The sequence below is a fragment of the Microvirga roseola genome (assembly GCF_020866965.1).
GTDB lineage: Bacteria > Pseudomonadota > Alphaproteobacteria > Rhizobiales > Beijerinckiaceae > Microvirga > Microvirga roseola.
Window position 1 is genome coordinate 75,896 of record NZ_JAJATX010000012.1, and the last position, 18,176, is coordinate 94,071.

Genomic DNA, 18,176 nt, shown 5'->3' on the forward strand with positions numbered 1-18,176 from the left:
AAAGGCTGTCAGGCTCCCGCCCATGAAACGATCAGGCAAGGAATGTCCTCTGCAGGCGCAGGCCGTCCGAAATGGTATCCCTGCACCAGATCGCAGCTCATGCGCTGCAGAAGGGTCGCCTGGAAGGCGGTTTCGACGCCTTCGGCAACGACCTCGATGTCGAGATTGCGGCCGAGGCTCAAGAGCGCTCTGACGATGGCCGCATCCCCCGCATCCGTCTCCAGGCCGCCCACGAAGGAGCGGTCGATCTTGATCGCGTGGACCGGAAAGCGCTTGAGGTGGGAGAGCGAGGCATAGCCGGTCCCGAAATCGTCCAGCGCAATCGTCACGCCTTCCGCACTGAGGGTCCGCAGGGCCCGCTCCACGAATTCCGCGCCTGAGCCAAGAAATACGCTCTCGGTCACCTCCACTTCGAGGCAGCGCGCCGGCACGCCTTCCCGTCTCAGCTCCTCCAGAACACGCTCCGCATAATCGTCACGCCGGAATTCGGCCGCCGACACATTGATGGCGACGCGCCCGAATTCCAGACCGGCTTCGAGCCAGCTGCGCATATCCCTGAACACGCAGGAACGCATGCGCTCGCCAATGGCGGCTCCGAGTTCCTTGTCGTTGAAGGCTGCAGCTATGGAATCGGGCGATTGAATGCCGTCGCGGGGATGCCGCCACCGCAGGAGGGCCTCAAATCCCCCGAGGGCCCCTGAGGCCAGCAACACCTTGGGCTGGTAGAACGGAACGATCCATTGCGATGCCAGTGCAAGGTTCGCCACTTCCAGGGCGGAGGCTGCCTTTTGCGCCGCCTCACTCATGGCGGGGACGAACATCTTGAACACGCCGCGCCCTGAGGCCTTGCTGCGGTAGAGCGCGAGGTCGGCCTGTTTCTGAAGCTCCTCGGGGCTCACGCCGCGCCCAAGCGCGATAGCGCCGCCGATGCTGGTGCGGCAGTCCATCAGCTTCCCATCGCGTTTCAGGGGCTCCTGCATGCGCTCCAGGATGGCCATGGCGACCGCGGCGATACCGGTCTCGCCTGCGACCTGGGGCAGGAGGACGGCGAATTCGTCGCCGCCCAGACGGGCGACCATGTCCGTGGTCCTCACGACGGTGCGGAGCCTTTGGGCGAACTCCTTCAGCAGGTCGTCGCCGGCATCGTGACCGAATTTGTCGTTGATCTGCTTGAGGTGATCGAGATCCATGACCAGAAGGCCGGTCGCGCAATGAGGTCCCGAGATTCCCTCGAGCGCCCGCTGCAGGTGCTCGCGGAAAAGCCTGCGGTTGGCGAGCCCCGTCAGATCGTCGTGGTGGGCCGCCCAGCGCAGCGTCTCTTCCGTGAGCTTCTGGTCGTGGATATCTTCGAGCGTGCCGTACCAGCGGACGATGACGCCATCTGCATTGCGCCTCGCCGCGGCACGCGCCCGATGCCAGCGGTAGGCGCCGCCAGCTGTCCGGAGCCGATGATCGGAATCGTAGGCCGAACCCGCTTCCAGGGAGTGAATCCACCGGTCCCTGGTTCTAGCCACGTCATCGGGATGAAGCACCTTGAGCCAGCCGGCGCCCAGCGCCTCCTCCAGGGCCAGGCCCGTTCTGTCCTGCCACCGGGACGAGACATCGAGAATGTTGCCCTGCGCGTCGGCGGTCCAAGGGATCTGCGGGTTGAGCTCCACGGAGTGACGGTGATGCTCCTCGCTCTCACGCAGAGCGGCATCGTTTCGCTGCCGCTCGATGGCGAGAGCCGCCAGATGCAGCACGGCCTCCATGCGCTCCATCTCGTGGAATGTCGGCGTGCGCGGCTCGTCGTAGTAGAAGCCGAAAGTGCCGAGCACCTCCCCGGATCGCGAGAAAATCGGCTTCGACCAGCAGGCGCGCAGGCCGTGCTCGAGGGCAAGATCGCGCCACCGCGCCCATAAGGGATCGGATGCGATGTCGGAGACGATGACACTGCATTGCGCATGGGCGGCCGTCCCGCATGAGCCCACCTCCGGCCCGATGCCCAGACCGTCGATGGCCGCACTGTAGGCGGCAGGCAGGCGGGGAGCCGCCCCGTGGCGAAGTACGCCGTTCTCCGCATCGCGAAGCAGGATCGAGCAGCGCGCATCGGGAAGCTGCGCCTCCGCCAGGAGGCAGAGGGCTCCGAGAATATCGCCGACAGGCTGACCTGCGGCCACCATTTCCAGAACACGGGCATGGTTTTGAAGTGCGAACTCCGCCTCTTTCCGGTCGTGAATATCTTCCGTCGTGCCGTACCAGAATGCGATCGCTCCGGTTTCGTCCCTGTGCGCTCCCGCACTGGAACGACACCAGCGGTAGGTGCCGTCGACGAATTTGATCCTGTATTCGCACAGATAGGAGTCCCCGGACGCCAGGCTCTTTCGCCTGGACTCGACGAGGAGAGGCAGATCGTCCGGGTGAACGAGCGCCGTCCACCCGGTCCCGACAAGCTGGTCCGAAGCCACGCCCAGCCGCTCGAATGCGCCAGGGCCGATCTCAAGGATCTTTCCCCCGGCATCGGAGGCCCAAGGGATCTGGCGGCTCAATTCAACGGCGTAACGATACAGGCTCTCGGCGGTAGGCGAAGTGTTGTGATGCAGTTCCGACATTCCTTCGCAGGATGTGTCATGGGCCTGGGCCGAGGCTGTGGAGTCGAGCCGTTGCATGATTGAAACTAGCGTACTGCAGGAAACAGGATACTTCCTTGAACCACATTGCCGTTGCTGTCCATCAGGATGAAAGTTCGATGGGGCAATCTCAGACAAGCCACGCGAAGACTATCCGCAGATACGTTTCTTGTGGGCTGCCTCTGCGGCACCTTCCCTGAAATTTCGACAGGCGAGGCTTGCGGAAACGCGCATGGCCTTAGGCCAGCCTTCTGGCCCATGGGCGGTAGGAGCTTCCCGTTCTCGTCTTTCACCGATCCAGGTTTTGGAAGCCGCTCACTCCCGAACGCGGAACGGTGCATCCGGCTGGCCGTTGACCGGGCAACCTCCACCAGCCCGGAGCCGTCCATGCCCCGCTCGCTCCTGACCGCCCCGCTTCTCGCCGGCGTGAGCCTTCTCGCCCTCCCGGTTCTCGCCCTGGGAGGCAAGGTCGGGAATATTCCAATGCCGTCGTGACCGGCCATGTCCTCGAGCCGCGCAAGCTCGAGCCGACGGCCGAGGAGATCGCCCGGCGCATCAAGGCTCCGCAGAAATTCTCGGTCTCCGTCTTCGCACGCGACCTCGTGAACCCGCGCATGCTCGCGGTGGGGGAGGACGGAACGGTCTATGCGACCCGCCGCTCCGTCGGCGACGTGGTCATGATGAAAGACACCAACGGCGACGGCACGGCCGACGAGACGCGCTCCATCGCAAGCCGCTCCGGCATGCACGGAATCGCCATCGACGGGCGCACGGCCTATCTGGTCACGGTCAACGACGTCTATACCGCGCCGATCCGGGACGACGGCTCGTTCGGCGAATTGCAGCGCATCATCGACGACCTGCCCGCCGCCGGGCAGCATCCGAACCGCACCATCGCCATGGGCCCGGACGGCAAGCTCTACATCTCGGTCGGATCCACCTGCAACGCCTGCGGCGAGACCGATCCGGAGAACGCCACTCTCGTCCAGGCGGAGCCCGACGGCTCATCCCGCAGGATCTTCGCCTCGGGGCTGCGCAACACCATCGGCTTCGACTGGCACCCCGAGACCCGGGTCCTCTATGGCATGGACCACGGGATCGACTGGCTCGGCGACAACACCCAGATCGAGGAGCTGAACCGGATCGAGGAGGGTAGGCGCTACGGCTGGCCCTATATCTACGGCATGGGCGAGTTCAACCCGCAGGACGACCCGCCCGGCGACATCACCCTTGCGCAATGGGCTGCCGCGAGCACCCAGCCGCTCCTGGGCTACACGCCCCATGCCGCGCCGATGCAGATGGCGTTCTACGATGGCGATGCCTTCCCGCCGGACTACCGCGGCGACGCTTTCATCGCCATGCGCGGCTCCTGGAACCGTAAGCCGCCGAGCGGCCACGAGGTCGTGCGGGTCCGTTTCGGGAACGGTGAGCCCCAGAGCGCCGAGCCCTTCCTGACGGGCTTCCTCTCCGAGGAAGGCGGGAGCTACGGCTATCTCGGCCGTCTGGCCGGCATCGCCGTCGCGGCCGACGGCGCCCTCCTCGTGGCGGACGATTCCAACGGCGTCATCTACCGCGTGGCCTATCAGGGACCCGAGCAGCCGGAGGCGACCTCGTCCGTGCAGGCCGGCGCCAGTTCGGCTGCGCCCATGCGGGATCAGACGGCCATGTTTCAGGACATCGCGCTCAACGTCGTCGATGCGAAACAGTCCGAATCGCTCCAGGTCAGTTCCTCGGCCCCAGCCGCAGGAGTCGATTCCGATGACCCATTCGGCCTATGGCGAGAATGCCTCGCCGCCCCTGTCCTGGTCCGGCGCCCCGGAGGGAACGCGCTCCTTCGCCGTCGTGGTGGACGATCCCGACGCGCCGGGCGACAAGCCGTTCACCCATTGGGTCGCCTACAACATCCCGGCCGACACGACCTCTCTGCGCGAGGGGTGCCTACCGATCCGGCGATCCCGCTGCCCGAGGGCGCGAAGCAGGGCGTCAACAGCCGCGGCTCGACAGGGAATTTCGGCATGAAACCCCCGGCCCCCGACGGCGCACACAGCTACCATTTCCAGGTCTTCGCCCTCGACAAGACCCTTGACCTGAAGCCCGGGGCCACCCGGGAGGACCTTCTCAAGGCCATGCAGGGACATGTGCTGGCCAAGGGCGAGGTGGTCGGAACCAACGACCATCAGCCGAACTGACCGGTCGAGCCCGAGGCACGAAAAAGGCCTGCCTCTGGCATGGAGGCAGGCCTGATCCTGTCCGTAAGAGGCGGGAGCCGCTCGGGCCTTAGGCCTCTTCGCCCGTCACGCCCGCGGCGTCCTGGGCCTTGAGCACGTCGGGACGGGGCATCGAGATGATGTTGTAGCCCGAATCCACGTAGTGGATCTCGCCGGTCACCCCGTTCGAGAGGTCCGAGAGCAGATAGAGCGCCGAGCCGCCGATATCCTCGATGGTCACCGTCCGGCGAAGCGGAGCATGCGCCTTCTGGTAGGTGAACATGAGGCGCGCGTCCGAAATGCCGGCGCCTGCCAGCGTGCGGACGGGACCGGCCGAGATGGCGTTGCAGCGGATGCCGTGCGGGCCCAGATCGGAGGCGATGTAGCGCATGGAGGCTTCCAGCGCTGCCTTCGCCACGCCCATCACGTTATAGTTCGGCATCACCCGGGTGGAGCCGCCATAGGTGAGGGTGAGGAGCGATCCGCCGTTCCTCATGCGCTTGGCGGCGCGCTGGGCGATCTCCGTGAAGGAGAAGCAGGAGATCACCATCGTGCGGGAGAAGTTCTCGCGGGTGGTGACGTCCACGTAGGGGCCCTTGAGCTGCGACTTGTCGGAAAAGCCGATGGCGTGGACCACGAAATCGAGGCTGTCCCAGTGCCGGTCGAGGGTCTCGAACACGCCGTCGACGGAGGCGATGTCCTCCACGTCGCAGGGCAGGACGAGGTTGGAGCCGAGCGACTGCGCCAGGGGAGTGACGCGCTTGCCCAGCGCATCGCCCTGATAGGTGAAGGCGAGCTCCGCCCCGTGCTGCGACAAGGTCTTGGCAATGCCCCAGGCTATTGAGTGGTCGTTCGCGACGCCCATGATGAGGCCGCGCTTTCCGTGCATCAGACCGTTCACTCGGGTCCCCCTGTGCATCGGCTCTTGTCGATGCCGCCCCTGAATGTCCGGGCGATCATCGCGAGCCGTTATGACGGTATCGGTGAGCATGTCCATGTGAGTCCCCTTCTTGTGATTCGGGGACATCGCATGGCGCTGTCTCAGTCCTGTGACGATTCCTTATCCGGTGTAGCGGCTGAAGACGAGTGTGGCATTCGTGCCGCCGAAGCCGAACGAGTTCGAGAGAACCGTATCGATCTTCGCCTCGTCGATCCGCTTGCGGACGATGTTCATGTCGGCGAAAGCCGGATCGATCTCCTCGATATGGGCGCTTTCGCAGATGAAACGGTTGTTCATCATGAGGAGCGAATAGATCGCCTCCTGCACGCCGGTGGCGCCCAGGGAGTGGCCGGTGAGCGATTTCGTCGCAGAGATCGGCGGGCACTTGTCGCCGGAGCCGAAGACTTCGCGGATCGCCTCGATCTCCTTCTCGTCGCCGACAGGCGTCGAGGTGGCGTGCGGGTTGATGTAGTCGATCGGGTCATGGACGTTCTGGAGGGCCATGCGCATGCAGCGCACCGCGCCTTCGCCCGAAGGCGCGACCATGTCGTGGCCGTCCGAGGTCATGCCGTAGCCGACGATCTCGCCGTAGATCCTGGCGCCGCGCGCCTTGGCGTGCTCCAGCTCCTCTAGCACCAGCACGCCCGCGCCGCCGGCGATGACGAAGCCGTCCCGGTTCGCGTCATAGGCGCGCGAGGCGGTGGCCGGCCGGTCGTTGTACTTGGTGGACATGGCGCCCATGGCGTCGAAGAGGGAGGACATGGTCCAGTCCAGGTCCTCGCAGCCGCCGGCGAACATGATGTCCTGCTTCCCGTACTGGATCATCTCATAGGCGTTGCCGACGCAGTGATTCGAGGTCGCGCAGGCGGACGAGATCGAATAGTTCACGCCCTTGATCTTGAACCAGGTCGCCAGCGTCGCCGAGGCGGTGGAGGACATGGCCTTGGGAACGGCGAAGGGGCCGATCCGCTTGGGGCCCTTGTCGCGGGTGATGTCCGCGGCCTCCACGATGATTCGGGTCGAGGGGCCGCCCGAGCCCATGATGATGCCGGTGCGCTCGTTGGAGATGTCGCTCTCCTCCAGTCCCGCGTCCCGGATCGCCTGGTCCATGGCCACATGGTTCCAGGCGGTGCCCTTGGCGTGGAAGCGCATGGCGCGCCGGTCGACAATCTCTTCCGGGTTCAGGGAAGGCGCCCCGTGCACCTGGCAGCGGAAGCCGTACTTCTCGTAGTCATCGGCCTTGCTGATACCGGATTTCGCCTCGCGCAGGGAGGCCAGCACCTCCTGCGTGTTGTTGCCGATGGACGACACGATGCCCATTCCGGTGACGACGACGCGCCTCATAGCCTACCTCTTCCTAGGAAACCGAAAGCCAGCCTGATTCACCTAAGGCCGACCTCGCTCATTCTCAACCGTCAACCCGCGACGGAGCAGGGCTCCACCGCGGGGCAAAAGGGGGCGGATTGCGCCGCCGGCGCGGTTCGGGGCGTCAGCCGCCCGCCGCCGCCTCGGTCTGGAACAGGCCAACCCGCAGGTCCTTGGCCTCGTAGATGCGCTTGCCGTCGGCTTCGAGCCAGCCGTCGGCGATGCCGAGCACCAGCTTGGAGCGGAAGATGCGCTTGAGGTCGACGCCGTAAACCACCCTCTTGACGGAAGGCAGCACCTGGTCGGCGAATTTCACCTCGCCCACGCCCAGGGCCCGGCCGCGGCCCGGCGAGCCGGACCAGCCCAGGAAGAAGCCCACCATCTGCCACAGGGCGTCGAGCCCCAGGCAGCCCGGCATGACCGGGTCGCCCTTGAAATGGCAGGGGAAGAACCAGAGGTCGGGCCTCACATCGAGCTCGGCGCGCACGTGGCCCTTGCCGTTCTCGCCGCCATCCTCGCCGATGGAGGTGATGCGGTCGAACATCAGCATGGGCGGAAGCGGAAGCTGCGCATTGCCGGGGCCGAACAATTCTCCACGCCCGCAGGCGAGGAGCTCTTCGTAAGTAAAGCTGGACTGGCGGGCCATGCCGGGTGCCGATCCTTTCATCATGACGTCAAAATGGCCTCGGAGAAGCCGGGGTCCATGGGTGTGGGGGCTCTGGTAGCACAGGCTTGGCCGTCCATCAAAGGGACCCGATCGAGGAGTCGGAATTCTTTTCCTGATCTAAGGATCATCCCTTAAGCGCCATCCCGGGCCAGCCTTGCAGTCGAGGCCTCGCTTTCCTATGATTGTAATGATAGAAGCGCTTATTCTCGCATTCAGTTCCGATGATGACCGATCCCTTGTCTGCCTATATCGAAGCCACGAATCCTCCGGCCCACCGGAAGGGATGTCCCGTGTCCGAATTGCGGGACAAGCTGCGTCGCGTCGGCCTGCGCCCGACCCGCCAGCGAGTCTCCCTGGGCTGGCTCCTGTTCGGGAAGGGCGACCGGCACATCACGGCTGAAATGCTCTTCGACGAGGCGACGAGGGCCCGCGTCCCGGTTTCGCTCGCCACCGTCTACAACACACTGCACCAGTTCACGGAAGCCGGCCTCCTGCGCCAGCTCGCCGTCGACGGCTCCAAGGCCTATTTCGACACCAATCCCACCGAGCACCATCATTTCTTCCTGGAAGACGAGGGCGAGCTCGTGGACATGCCTTCGGCCAGCGTGAGCGTCGCCGAGCTGCCCGAGCCTCCTCCGGGCATGGAAGTGGCGGGCGTCGAGGTCATCGTGCGCTTACGCCGCAAGTCGGCCTAAGGAAGCGCCCGACGACACCGCCTCATCGCGCGAGCGGCCACTGAAAACCCGATCATGCCGCTCAGCCACAGCCTCGTCGCCGTTCTCGTCACGATCATCTGGGGCCTCAGCTTCGTCGTGATCAAGATCGGCGTCGGGGACACGCCGCCCCTGCTGCTGGCGGCCCTGCGCTTCTTCTTCGCCGCCCTGCCCGCCGTCTATTTCGTCCCGCGTCCGCAGACCGACTGGCGCAACGTCGTCGGCTACGGCTTCTTTCTCGGGGTCGCCCAGTTCGGGCTCCTCTTCGCCGCCCTGGCGCTGGGAATGCCGGCAAGCCTTGCCTCCCTCGTCATGCAGGCGCAGGTCTTCTTCACTATCCTGTTCGCGGCGCTTCTCATGGGAGAGCGGCCCGGCCCGCACCAGATCGCCGGCGGCGTGCTGGGAGCCCTGGGCCTCGCCCTCATTGCCCTGCCCCGCCTGAGCGGCAGCGGCGCGGGCCCGTTCCTGATGACGGTGCTGGCCGCGGCCTCCTGGGGCGTGGCCAACATTATCTCCAAGCGGGCGGGGCGCGTGGACATGCTGGGCTTCATCGTCTGGTCGAGCCTCGTCGCGCCGCTGCCCTTGCTCGGGCTCTCGCTCTGGCTCAACGGGTCGGAGGAGGTCCTGGCGGCCCTCTCCCACATGACCTGGGGCACCGCGGCGGCAGTGGCCTATCTCGCCTATCCGACCACGGTCTTCGCCTTCGGAGTCTGGGCCTATCTGCTCTCCCGCCACCCGGCGGCGACGGTGACGCCCTTCGCCCTTCTGGTGCCGGTGGCCGGGATTATCGGCTCGGCCCTCATCCTCGGCGAGGCGATGCAGCCCATCGAGGCCGTCGGCGGGGCGGTGATCGTGATCGGGCTCGCGCTCAACGTCTTCGGCCAGCGCTTCATCCGCGGCCGCCGAGCTGTCTAGGCGGGGCGGGAATCAGCGCAGCAGCCCGAAGCCGACCAGCGCGAAGGCGATCAGGAAGATCGCCACGAAGATGTTGAGGAAGCGCGGAGCCACGATGGAGGCGACGCCGAGAACCAGAGCAAGGATCGGCAGCAGGTTCTTGATGCTGAGGGAAAGGGTCATGGAAGCGGACTTTCAGGAAAAATGGTCTGTAACCCTGTTCTGCATCGGAAGTGGTTGCCAAAAGGCAAATCGTTCCTGGCCCTACTCGACCGTCTCGTTGGGGTAGACGCCCCACAGCTTCTCCTGCTGCAGATAGCCGTCGAGATCCCGCGCTCCGTCCATCACGATCAGAACCCGGCACCACTTGCCGTCGCAGCCCTTGATGTTGGCGATCACGCCGGGCTGGAGCTTGGCGACCACGCCGCCCTTGGAATCGGCCCTGTCGAGGAGATCGACCGGATCCGCCTCTCCCTTCGCCCAGGGCATCACGAGGGCCGTGCGCCGTCCCGAGAGCAGGGAGTGGAGAACCCACCCCTCCGTTCCCTCCGCGTCGCGGATACGCCGCCAGGTCTCGTATTCGGCGATGATCTCGACCGGGAGCCCGGCCCGCTGGAACACCCAGGCGGTCCTGTGATCCTTGGAGGGGCCTTCCCTCAGGTTCACCCGGTCGGACTTGAGGCTCACATAGCGGGGCACGGGAAGCCCGGTGCCGAGGCGGTAGCCCTGAGGCTGCTGCGCCAGGGCCGACACCGTGCTCGCGCTCAACAGGGCAAGGGCAAGGGTGATCCTGCGCATGGTTCCTCTCAAGTTGGGTTTGTCTCTCGGCTGGAGCCTCTGGTAGAGAAGCTTGGCGAGACCTGCCACGCGGCGGCTCGCCACCCTTTAGTCGCCGGAACGGGGTTAAGAGAGTGTGAAAACTCTCGAAACCTCCCGAGATTTTCGAGAGCTGGGGCCGTCAAGCCGATGAAGAAGAGACCTGTCGTCGTCGTCACCCGCCGTCTGCCCGATGTGATCGAGACGCGCCTGCGGGAGCTGTTCGATACGCGCCTCAACCTTGAGGACAAGCCCCTCTCGGCGGCGGAGCTGATCGAGTCCGTGAAAACGGCCGATGTCCTGGTCCCCACCATCACGGACGAGATCGACTCCACGGTGATCGGGCAGGCGGGACCGAATCTCAAGCTCATCGCCAATTTCGGCAACGGCGTCGACAATATCGACGTTGCGGCGGCCGTGGCGAAGGGGATTGCCGTCACAAACACCCCCGGCGTCCTCACCGAGGATACGGCGGACATGACCATGGCGCTGATCCTCGCGGTCGCCCGCAGGATCACGGAAGGCGCGCGCGTCATCCCGGACGGCGACTGGGCCGGCTGGTCGCCCACCTGGATGCTGGGGCGGCGGATCACGGGAAAGCGCCTCGGCATCGTCGGCATGGGCCGCATCGGCCAGGCGCTCGCCCGCCGCGCCAAGGCCTTCGGCCTCTCGATCCATTATCACAACCGGCGTCACGTCCCCCCGAAAATCGAGGCCGAACTCGAGGCGACCTATTGGGAATCCCTCGACCAGATGCTGGCGCGCATGGACATCGTCTCGGTCAACTGCCCCCACACGCCGGCGACCTATCACCTGCTCTCGGCGCGCCGCCTCAAGCTCATGCGGCCCGATGCGGTCATCGTGAACACGGCCCGCGGCGAGATCATCGACGAGACGGCGCTGATCAAGCTCATCGAATCCGGCGCGATCGCCGGGGCGGGCCTCGACGTCTTCGAGGAGGAGCCTGCAGTCAATCCGCGCCTCGTCCGTCTCGCCAAGCAGGGGAAGGTGGTGCTGTTGCCCCATATGGGCTCGGCGACGCACGAAGGCCGCATTGCCATGGGAGAGAAGGTGATCGTCAACATCAGGGCCTTTGTCGACGGCCACAAGCCGCCGGACCGCGTGCTCCCGAGCATGCTCTAAGGTGATCGCTCAACTTTGGTGAGCGGCTGAAAGTGAAGAACTTTCACCGGCGTAACATATGTGAGTGCAGGATCGGGCAGGGAGCAGTCAGAAGGTTTTCATAACATAATGAAAATCCGGCATGCTCACTCCCCTCATCCTCAGGCTTGAACAGCGCGACCGACTCTCGGACGAAGAGAAGAGGGTGCTCGAAAACGCAGTCTCGCGGGTCCGCGTGGTTGCGGCCGATGAGGACGTGGTGCGGGAAGGCGACCGTCCGGCGGAGAGTTGCCTGCTCCTCGAAGGGTTCGCCGCCCGCTACAAGATTCTGTCGAACGGCCGGCGGCAAATCACGGCCATTCACGTCTCCGGCGATTTCGTCGACCTGCACTCGTTCCTGCTCAAGACCATGGATCACGGCGTGGTGGCTCTCACCCCATGCCGTATCGCCGTCGTTTCCCATGCGGCGCTCGAGAAGATCACCGACGAACATCCCCATCTCACACGCCTTCTCTGGCTGATGACCCTCATCGACGGGGCGATCCACCGCGAGTGGCTCACCGCCATGGGCCGGCTGTCGGCGACCGCTCACATGGCGCATCTCATCTGCGAGCTCTTCCTGCGCCTCAGCGTGGTGGGGCGCAGCGAGGAAGACACGATCCGGCTTCCCCTGACGCAAGCGGAACTCGGCGATACGCTCGGGCTCTCCACCGTCCACGTGAATCGCGTCCTGCAGGAGCTGCGCAAGGACGGCCTGATCCGGTGGCAGGGCGACGCCCTGACGATCCTCGATTGGGAGCGCCTGAAGCAGGTGGGCAATTTCACGTCGACCTATCTCAACTTCCAGTACGAGCAGCGATAGGCTCCGGTTCTTCGCTCATCCGGTGATTCGGGAGAAGCTGCGCGATGATCTCGCCTGCCACCCGTTCGCCCTCTTCCCATGCGCCGCCCGCCGTGCCCCATTGCGCACGCGAGAGCGCTTCGCCCGCAAACCACACCCGCTCAGCGACGGGAGCCTTCAGGACATCGCGGATCCTGTAGAGACCCGGCGGCACCACCGCCCAGGAGGCGCGCGACCAGGGATCGTGCCGCCAGGCGGTGCTGAAGACGACGCTCAGATTCCGGATCGCCCCATGCCCGAAATGCTCCGCCAGGACCGCCCGCGCGAAGCGGGCAGGGGCATGCGCATCCCGCCCGTCGAGCGTGGCGGCGGCCGGCTGGTCGAGTTCGAAGAAATGGAAGGGTGAGCCGTCGATGCAGGTCAGGAGGCCCGGCGGCTCCCGCCGGGTGCCGAGAAGGCTCGCCAGCCGGTCGGCGCCCCGGAAGGGCGAATCGGGCCAGTGCAGCACCATATGCTCGTAGACGCCCTGCGTGAAGCCGTGGACCGCGTGCTCGACAGCATCGGGCAGCGAGGGCGTGAAGCGGATCGCCTCCCGCTGCAGCACGGCCATGGGAGCGGTGACGATAACGGCACGCGCTTTCAGGGCTCCTGCCGAGGTCTCGATCCGAACGCCCGGACCCGACCAGTCGACGGCCTGGACGGCAACGCCGAGCCGGATCGGCAGGCACTGACCGAGGCGGGCGACATAGGCTCCCAAGCCGCCCGCGATGAAGAGGTTATCCTCGTATTCCATGCTCGGGAAATCGTGCAGGCTCACCTGAGCGAGGGGCCGGCCCGAAACGAGCCCGTGGATCTCCTTCACCCTCGAGCCCATGGGTCCCATGGGCGGCAGGGCCTTTGCCGCAGGCTGGTCCTCCTGCGCCCTGGCGGCCTGGTTCATTGCCCGGTCGGCCATAGCGAAGGCCCGGTCGAGGGCGGCGCTCTGGGCGCGGCCGGCCGGCCTTCCCCGCACGAAGACATGGCCGTCCACCGGGGCCCGGCGCAGGGGCTCGCCCCGGGCATGGCCCAGCTTCACGAGTGGATTGATCGGTCCCGCGTGGAGCCAGTGCGCTCCGAGATCGAGGGGATGGCCCTTGATGGCGCGGGTCACGGTCCGCCCGCCGATGCGGCTTCTCGCCTCCAGCACCGTCACCGTCAGCCCCGCTGCGATCAGTCGCCTTGCGGCGGCAATTCCGGCGCTTCCCGCACCGACGATCACCACATCCGGCTCCTGAGGAAGGGCCGGCGACAGGAATGAGCTTTCGGGCTGCACAGTTTCCTCCACCCCTCGCCTTGCGGCGGGTCCGTTCATAAGTAAAGTCCGCGCCTCATGCGAGGAGAGCTCTCGTCTCCCGGACAGTCATGGAAAGAGAACACGATAGATGCTGATCCAGGCGGTTTTCGCTGCGGCCCGCGAGGTCTTCTCGCCCGCGCTCCGACCCATCTTGTGGAAGTCTCTCGGGCTGACGGCGGCCCTGCTCGTCCTCGTCTGGCTCGGCCTCACGCGCCTGCTCGATTACCTCCTCACGGGCCATGACCTGGTCGCCGCCTATCCCGTGGTCGACAGCTTCGCCTATTTCCTTGCAGGTGCCGGGCTCATCGTGGCGCTCATCTATCTCCTGCCCGCCGTCTCGGCCATCGTGGCGGGCTATTTCCTCGATGACGTCGCCGAGGTCGTGGAGCGCAAGGATTATCCCGCCGACCCGCCCGGACAGGCGCTGCCCTTGGGCAAGTCCATCCTCTACGGCCTTCGCTTCGCCGGGCTCTCTCTTCTGGTGAACCTGGTCGCCCTACTTCTGTTCTTCATCCCGGGCGTCAACATCGTCGCGTTCTTCGCCGCGAACGCCTATCTCCTCGGACGGGAATATTTCGAACTCGCGGCCGGCCGCTTCTGGCCGGCCCAAGACGTGTCGCGCATGCGCGTCGAGAACCGCGGCACGGTGCTGGCCGCCGGCGCGGTTCTGGCAGGGCTTGTCCTCATACCGGTCCTGAACCTCGTCACGCCGATTTTCGGCGCAGCGCTGATGGTCCACCTGCACAAGCGCCTGGCGGCCAGGCGCTTAGCGGGAGGGGCGTTCCCCCGGGTTGAGGCCGGAGAGCGGCTCTGAGTTGGGGGCCTGTCCCTCGGGACGGATATTGCCGGCGTTACGGGTCAGGTTGAACTGGCCCCTCTTGCGGAAGCGCACCAGATAGGCCGGCGCGATGGCCTCGTAGGTGGTCGGGGTGATGCCGATGCCCTGCAGGGTGCGGCCCTCGCGGATTGCGTTCTCCGAAACCACGTTGTCCTTCTCCAGCAGGATCGCCTGGTCGCGGGTCATGACAAGCTCATTCGGCAGGAGGCCGAGCGTCAGGACATTCAGGGCGCCCATGACCGTGCCCTGAGTCCGGCCCAGGGACTTCGGCAGGGAGATGATCGCGCGCCTGCGCTCCGTCTCCTTCAGTACGAACTCGACCAGCTCGCGAAGCGTGCGGATCTCCGGGCCGCCGCATTCATAGATGCGTCCGCCCTGGACCGTGCCGTCCACCGCCCGCACGATGGCCTCCGCCACGTCGCCCGCATAGACCGGCTGGAACCGGGTATCCGCGCCGGCGAGCGGCAGGACGGGCACCATGCGGGCGAGCGCCGCGAAGCGGTTGAAGAAGCTGTCGTTGGACCCGAACATCAGCGACGGGCGCAGGATGACCGCATCCGGCCGCGCATCGAGGAGGCCCGCCTCGCCCGCAGCCTTCGAGCGGGCATAGGCCGATTCGGAATTCGGATCGGCCCCGATGGCCGAGATATGGATGATCCGGGCATCCGGCCGCGCGGCCTTGGCGATGAGGCGGGGTCCGTCCACATGGATCGAGTCGAAGCTCTGGCGGCCGCTGGGCTGCAGCAGGCCGACCAGGTTCACCACATGGTCGGCGCGGGCCACTGCATGGGCGACGGAATCCGGATAGCGCAGGTTGGCCTGGATCGCATGGACCTGCCCCACCTTCCCCGTGGCGAGGAAGTTCGTCCGGTTCGGCTGCCGGGTCGCGATGAGCACGCGGTAGCCGCGCCGGGCCAGCTGTGTCACCACGAAGCGGCCGAGAAAGCCCGATCCGCCAAAGACTGTGACGATTTGCTGCTCGGGCGTGCGAATGTCGCCGGTCATGAAAAAAGCCTCCTGTCCGCCAAGGACCTGGAAGTGGAGCTTGGGAGATTTTGACACGTCTCTAGTCAAACGCCGCCCCCCTGTGAAGGGGCGCGACATCAAGAATAAGCACAAGGATCGTTTTCAGCGATTGACGCGCCGCCCCGCTGGCTCTAAACGAACCTCGCCGAACAGGCATGCCCAGGTGGCGGAATTGGTAGACGCGCTGGTTTCAGGTACCAGTGGGTAACACCGTGGAGGTTCGAGTCCTCTCCTGGGCACCATCCCTTCTCTAAGGGATTGATCCGCAAAGACTTCCTTACAATTCAAGGACTTGGAAGCACCCGAGTGATACAAACGGGTGATACAAATGGTCCTGCCTATGAGTCGTCCCCACAAGCATCCTAAGACCGGCGTTTATTATTTCCGCCGTGCTGTCCCCGCTGACCTCCGCCCTATCCTCGGGAAGCGTGAAGAGTTGCGCTCGCTGGGGACCAAAGATCCTGCCCGTGCTCGTGAACTCCATGCTGCCATCTCGGGAGAGGTGGATCGGCACTGGAAGGCCCTTAGGCGACCCACACAGCCGCTAAGCCATAAGCAGGTCGTGGCTCTGTCGGGCCTCGCCTACAAGGCGATGACCGAAGGCCATGCGGACGATCCGGGGTCGTCGTCGCTGTGGCAGGGGCTTATGCTGCTTCAGAATAACGTCATCAACCCCGACCGCCTCGCTCAATGGCTCGGTCCAACAGTAGATGCCATTCTCGTGCGGGAGGGCGTGAGGACGGACGAAGCAAGTCGCTCTCGGCTCATTGAGGAGGTGCGGAAGGCGACCAATCAAGCAGCCGCGCAGCTGGCCCGAAATGCCAATGGTAATTATCAGCCTGATCCTGACGCCGCTCGGTTTCCTGAGTGGACACCTCCAAAGCCCCCTGAAGGGGAGCAGACGAAGCCTGCGAATGAGGCCAAAAGAGCCACCCTCACGGGTCTGATGGAGGGCTGGTGGCGTGAGGCGAAGGCGGTCGGGAGGTCTATCAGCACTCATGAGTCCTACAGCGCCACAATCGCCAAGCTCGTCGCCTTCCTGGGCCATGACGACGCGCGGAGGGTCACCCCGGAAGACGTGGTGCGGTTCAAGGATCACCGGCTCACGGAGGTGAACCCAAAGACGGGTAAGCCTGCTTCTCCGAAGACGGTGAAGGATAGTGACCTTGCGGGCCTCAAGGCGGTCTTTGGGTGGGCCGTGACTAACCGCCTTCTCCCATCGAACCCTGCCGAAGGCATTACGATCAAGATCGGAGCCCCCAAGCGTCTTCGCTCTAAGGGGTTCACCGATAAGGAAGCTAAGGAGATCCTCAAGGCTGCGTGGGAGCGCAAGAGGGGACGGGAGACGGTGAAGACCTTTTCCGCAAGGCGTTGGGTGCCGTGGCTCCAGGCTTATACAGGATCGAGGGTCGGGGAGATGGCCCAACTGCGGAAACAGGACTTACGCCGCGAGGGGGACACATGGGTTCTCACGGTGACACCTGAGGCCGGAACGGTGAAGGGAGGGCAGGCGCGGGAGATCCCTCTGCATGATCATCTGGTCGATCTCGGCTTTCCTGATTTCGTAATGTCCGCTTCAGCGGGTCACCTCTTCCTGACGCCTGCCGAGGATGGAGATGTGCTTGGTCCCCTCCAGGGCGTGAAAAACCGCCTTACGGAATTTGCACGGGAAATAGTTTCGGACCCTCATGTGCAGCCCACGCACGGCTGGCGACACCGCTTCAAGACCCTGTGTCGCGAGGCAGGCATTGATCCTCGCACCCGCGATGTAATCCAGGGCCACGCAGCTAGGACCGCTGGCGATGACTACGGGGACGTAACCATCAGAGCAATGGCTAGGGCATTGGCTTTATTCCCCCGACAGGGGTGAGGCACGGAGGCGGTGTAGCCTCCCACCTCAGCCAGACAGGTACAGGAATGATCTTTCAGAGAAGGGAGTGCAGGGGCGTTAAAACCCTCCGCTCCTCGTCATTCCGCTGCTTGGCGTCGTGCGCCATCGAAGGCTGCGGCGAGGTCACGGCTGATGCGCTGCTCCTCTTCCTGTAGTCGTCCCTCGGCTTGCTTAAGGTGAACCAGCCACGGCTTGTAGGCCTCGATGATGATCCTCCCAAGCTGCTCCGTGGCCTTCCGGCTCATGGGTCTGAACCAGCCTTTGGTCTGATCAGTGTTCGGATCATAGGTGACACCTCGGGCAATCCCTGACGGCAACCTGAACTGTCTCACGGTCTGTCCAATGAACCCCCGATCCGACGCGAACCTCCTCGGCTGCTGATCCCGTAGCAGGAACATGGCGGCAATCGTGGTCGCGGTCTCGATGCTGTCCCCGCTCTTGGTCACCTTCTCGATCTGATCACAAGCTGTGACGAGGTGGCGGTTCATGGCGTGGCCTCGGTGGAACCTAGCGAGCTCCGCTTGGGCGTATTCGGTGAGGCGTCGGGTGATCTCCTTGAGACTCGACACGATTAGCTCCTGCTTCCCCGTGGCCATGACCTTCCGGACCCTGTCCTCATAGGCGCGAAGCTCGCGGCGGGTGACAAGGGTTTGCTGCGCGTCGCCATGCACTCGGGCTCGGGAGTGATGCTTGGTGCAGAGAGGAGACACGCTGGAGCGGGTTTGGTTGCTGCATCCAGGGGCGGCGCATTGGCCGAACCCTCTGCGGATGGGTGTGATGTTTGGCATGGTTGGTGCTGCCTTTCGATGGTGCTGCTAAATGAAAAGACCCCGCTCGGTGTGATCCTGGCGGGGCCTCGTGGCGTGGACGGGTGATGGTCTTGGGTGTCTAAAATAGACAACAAGGGAGTAGAC

The 18,176-nt window shown here is 64.9% G+C and carries 17 protein-coding genes, 1 tRNA gene and 1 pseudogene; 10 read left to right on the forward strand and 9 right to left on the reverse strand.

Annotation, left to right across the window (positions count from 1 at the left end; translation table 11 throughout):
• Positions 1-8 precede the first annotated feature (8 nt).
• Positions 9-2,648 (reverse strand): bifunctional diguanylate cyclase/phosphodiesterase, encoded by a 2,640-nt coding sequence (locus LG661_RS10120; protein WP_230531755.1) that lies wholly within the window; start codon positions 2,646-2,648, stop codon positions 9-11.
• Positions 2,649-3,352: 704 nt separating this feature from the next.
• On the opposite strand from LG661_RS10120, the pseudogene LG661_RS10125 reads away from it, so the two are divergent.
• From LG661_RS10125 to LG661_RS25070, 3 genes and pseudogenes are all read left to right on the forward strand, one after another.
• Positions 3,353-4,168: pseudogene (locus LG661_RS10125) on the forward strand (PQQ-dependent sugar dehydrogenase); the annotation flags it as partial.
• Positions 4,169-4,367: 199 nt separating this feature from the next.
• Positions 4,368-4,628, forward strand: a complete 261-nt coding sequence (locus LG661_RS25220) for a YbhB/YbcL family Raf kinase inhibitor-like protein (protein ID WP_322098855.1) — start codon at positions 4,368-4,370, stop codon at positions 4,626-4,628.
• Positions 4,544-4,798 (forward strand): YbhB/YbcL family Raf kinase inhibitor-like protein, encoded by a 255-nt coding sequence (locus LG661_RS25070; RefSeq protein WP_268995447.1) that lies wholly within the window; start codon positions 4,544-4,546, stop codon positions 4,796-4,798. The genes LG661_RS25220 and LG661_RS25070 overlap by 85 nt, the downstream gene beginning before the upstream one ends.
• Before the next feature lie 88 nt (positions 4,799-4,886).
• Here the strand turns inward: LG661_RS25070 and fabI are convergent, their stop codons facing one another.
• The 3 genes from fabI to fabA form a co-directional block, all read right to left on the reverse strand.
• A complete protein-coding gene (fabI, locus tag LG661_RS10135) occupies positions 4,887-5,717 on the reverse strand; it encodes an enoyl-ACP reductase FabI (protein WP_322098853.1) in 831 nt (276 codons plus the stop codon).
• Between the two features lie 159 nt (positions 5,718-5,876).
• On the reverse strand, positions 5,877-7,100 hold the full coding sequence (fabB, locus tag LG661_RS10140) for a beta-ketoacyl-ACP synthase I (RefSeq protein ID WP_230531756.1): 1,224 nt from the start codon (positions 7,098-7,100) through the stop codon (positions 5,877-5,879).
• A 145-nt stretch (positions 7,101-7,245) separates the two neighbouring features.
• The gene (gene fabA / locus LG661_RS10145; protein WP_230531757.1) at positions 7,246-7,767 is read right to left on the reverse strand and encodes a 3-hydroxyacyl-[acyl-carrier-protein] dehydratase FabA; all 522 of its coding nucleotides are present in this window, start codon (positions 7,765-7,767) and stop codon (positions 7,246-7,248) included.
• Positions 7,768-8,012: 245 nt separating this feature from the next.
• On the opposite strand from fabA, the gene irr reads away from it, so the two are divergent.
• Both irr and LG661_RS10155 read left to right on the forward strand, forming a co-directional pair.
• Positions 8,013-8,483: a Fur family transcriptional regulator Irr gene (gene irr / locus LG661_RS10150; RefSeq protein ID WP_230531758.1), complete on the forward strand. Its 471-nt coding sequence runs from the start codon at positions 8,013-8,015 to the stop codon at positions 8,481-8,483.
• Positions 8,484-8,537: 54 nt separating this feature from the next.
• Entirely contained in the window at positions 8,538-9,416 is an 879-nt protein-coding gene (locus tag LG661_RS10155) for an EamA family transporter (protein WP_230531759.1), read from the forward strand.
• Positions 9,417-9,428: 12 nt separating this feature from the next.
• Here the strand turns inward: LG661_RS10155 and LG661_RS10160 are convergent, their stop codons facing one another.
• Together LG661_RS10160 and LG661_RS10165 are read right to left on the reverse strand one after the other, a co-directional pair.
• Complete coding sequence (locus LG661_RS10160) at positions 9,429-9,578, reverse strand: DUF3096 domain-containing protein (protein WP_230531760.1); 150 nt, start codon at positions 9,576-9,578, stop codon at positions 9,429-9,431.
• 81 nt (positions 9,579-9,659) lie between these two features.
• Positions 9,660-10,193 carry an SH3 domain-containing protein gene (locus tag LG661_RS10165; protein WP_230531761.1) on the reverse strand — a complete coding sequence of 178 codons (534 nt, stop codon included), beginning with the start codon at positions 10,191-10,193 and terminating at the stop codon, positions 9,660-9,662.
• Positions 10,194-10,361: 168 nt separating this feature from the next.
• On the opposite strand from LG661_RS10165, the gene LG661_RS10170 reads away from it, so the two are divergent.
• Complete coding sequence (locus LG661_RS10170) at positions 10,362-11,354, forward strand: 2-hydroxyacid dehydrogenase (protein ID WP_230531762.1); 993 nt, start codon at positions 10,362-10,364, stop codon at positions 11,352-11,354.
• A gap of 121 nt (positions 11,355-11,475) precedes the next feature.
• On the forward strand, positions 11,476-12,195 hold the full coding sequence (locus tag LG661_RS10175) for a Crp/Fnr family transcriptional regulator (protein WP_230531763.1): 720 nt from the start codon (positions 11,476-11,478) through the stop codon (positions 12,193-12,195).
• Here the strand turns inward: LG661_RS10175 and LG661_RS10180 are convergent.
• Positions 12,170-13,525, reverse strand: a complete 1,356-nt coding sequence (locus tag LG661_RS10180; RefSeq protein ID WP_230531764.1) for a flavin monoamine oxidase family protein — start codon at positions 13,523-13,525, stop codon at positions 12,170-12,172. The genes LG661_RS10175 and LG661_RS10180 overlap by 26 nt on opposite strands.
• A gap of 70 nt (positions 13,526-13,595) precedes the next feature.
• Here LG661_RS10180 and LG661_RS10185 point away from each other — a divergent pair, with 70 nt between their 5' ends.
• Positions 13,596-14,321 carry a sulfate transporter family protein gene (locus LG661_RS10185; RefSeq protein ID WP_230531765.1) on the forward strand — a complete coding sequence of 242 codons (726 nt, stop codon included), beginning with the start codon at positions 13,596-13,598 and terminating at the stop codon, positions 14,319-14,321.
• On the opposite strand, the gene LG661_RS10190 is transcribed toward LG661_RS10185, so the two are convergent.
• Positions 14,274-15,350 (reverse strand): complex I NDUFA9 subunit family protein, encoded by a 1,077-nt coding sequence (locus LG661_RS10190; RefSeq protein WP_230531766.1) that lies wholly within the window; start codon positions 15,348-15,350, stop codon positions 14,274-14,276. The genes LG661_RS10185 and LG661_RS10190 overlap by 48 nt on opposite strands.
• Positions 15,351-15,528: 178 nt before the next feature.
• Between LG661_RS10190 and LG661_RS10195 the strand changes: the two genes are divergently transcribed.
• Positions 15,529-15,613 (forward strand) — tRNA-Leu (locus LG661_RS10195).
• Positions 15,614-15,711: 98 nt separating this feature from the next.
• Positions 15,712-17,241 carry a site-specific integrase gene (locus LG661_RS10200; RefSeq protein WP_230531767.1) on the forward strand — a complete coding sequence of 510 codons (1,530 nt, stop codon included), beginning with the start codon at positions 15,712-15,714 and terminating at the stop codon, positions 17,239-17,241.
• A gap of 98 nt (positions 17,242-17,339) precedes the next feature.
• On the opposite strand, the gene LG661_RS10205 is transcribed toward LG661_RS10200, so the two are convergent.
• Positions 17,340-17,831, reverse strand: coding sequence for a hypothetical protein (locus tag LG661_RS10205; protein WP_230531768.1), 492 nt, complete (start codon positions 17,829-17,831; stop codon positions 17,340-17,342).
• Positions 17,832-18,176: the final 345 nt, after the last annotated feature.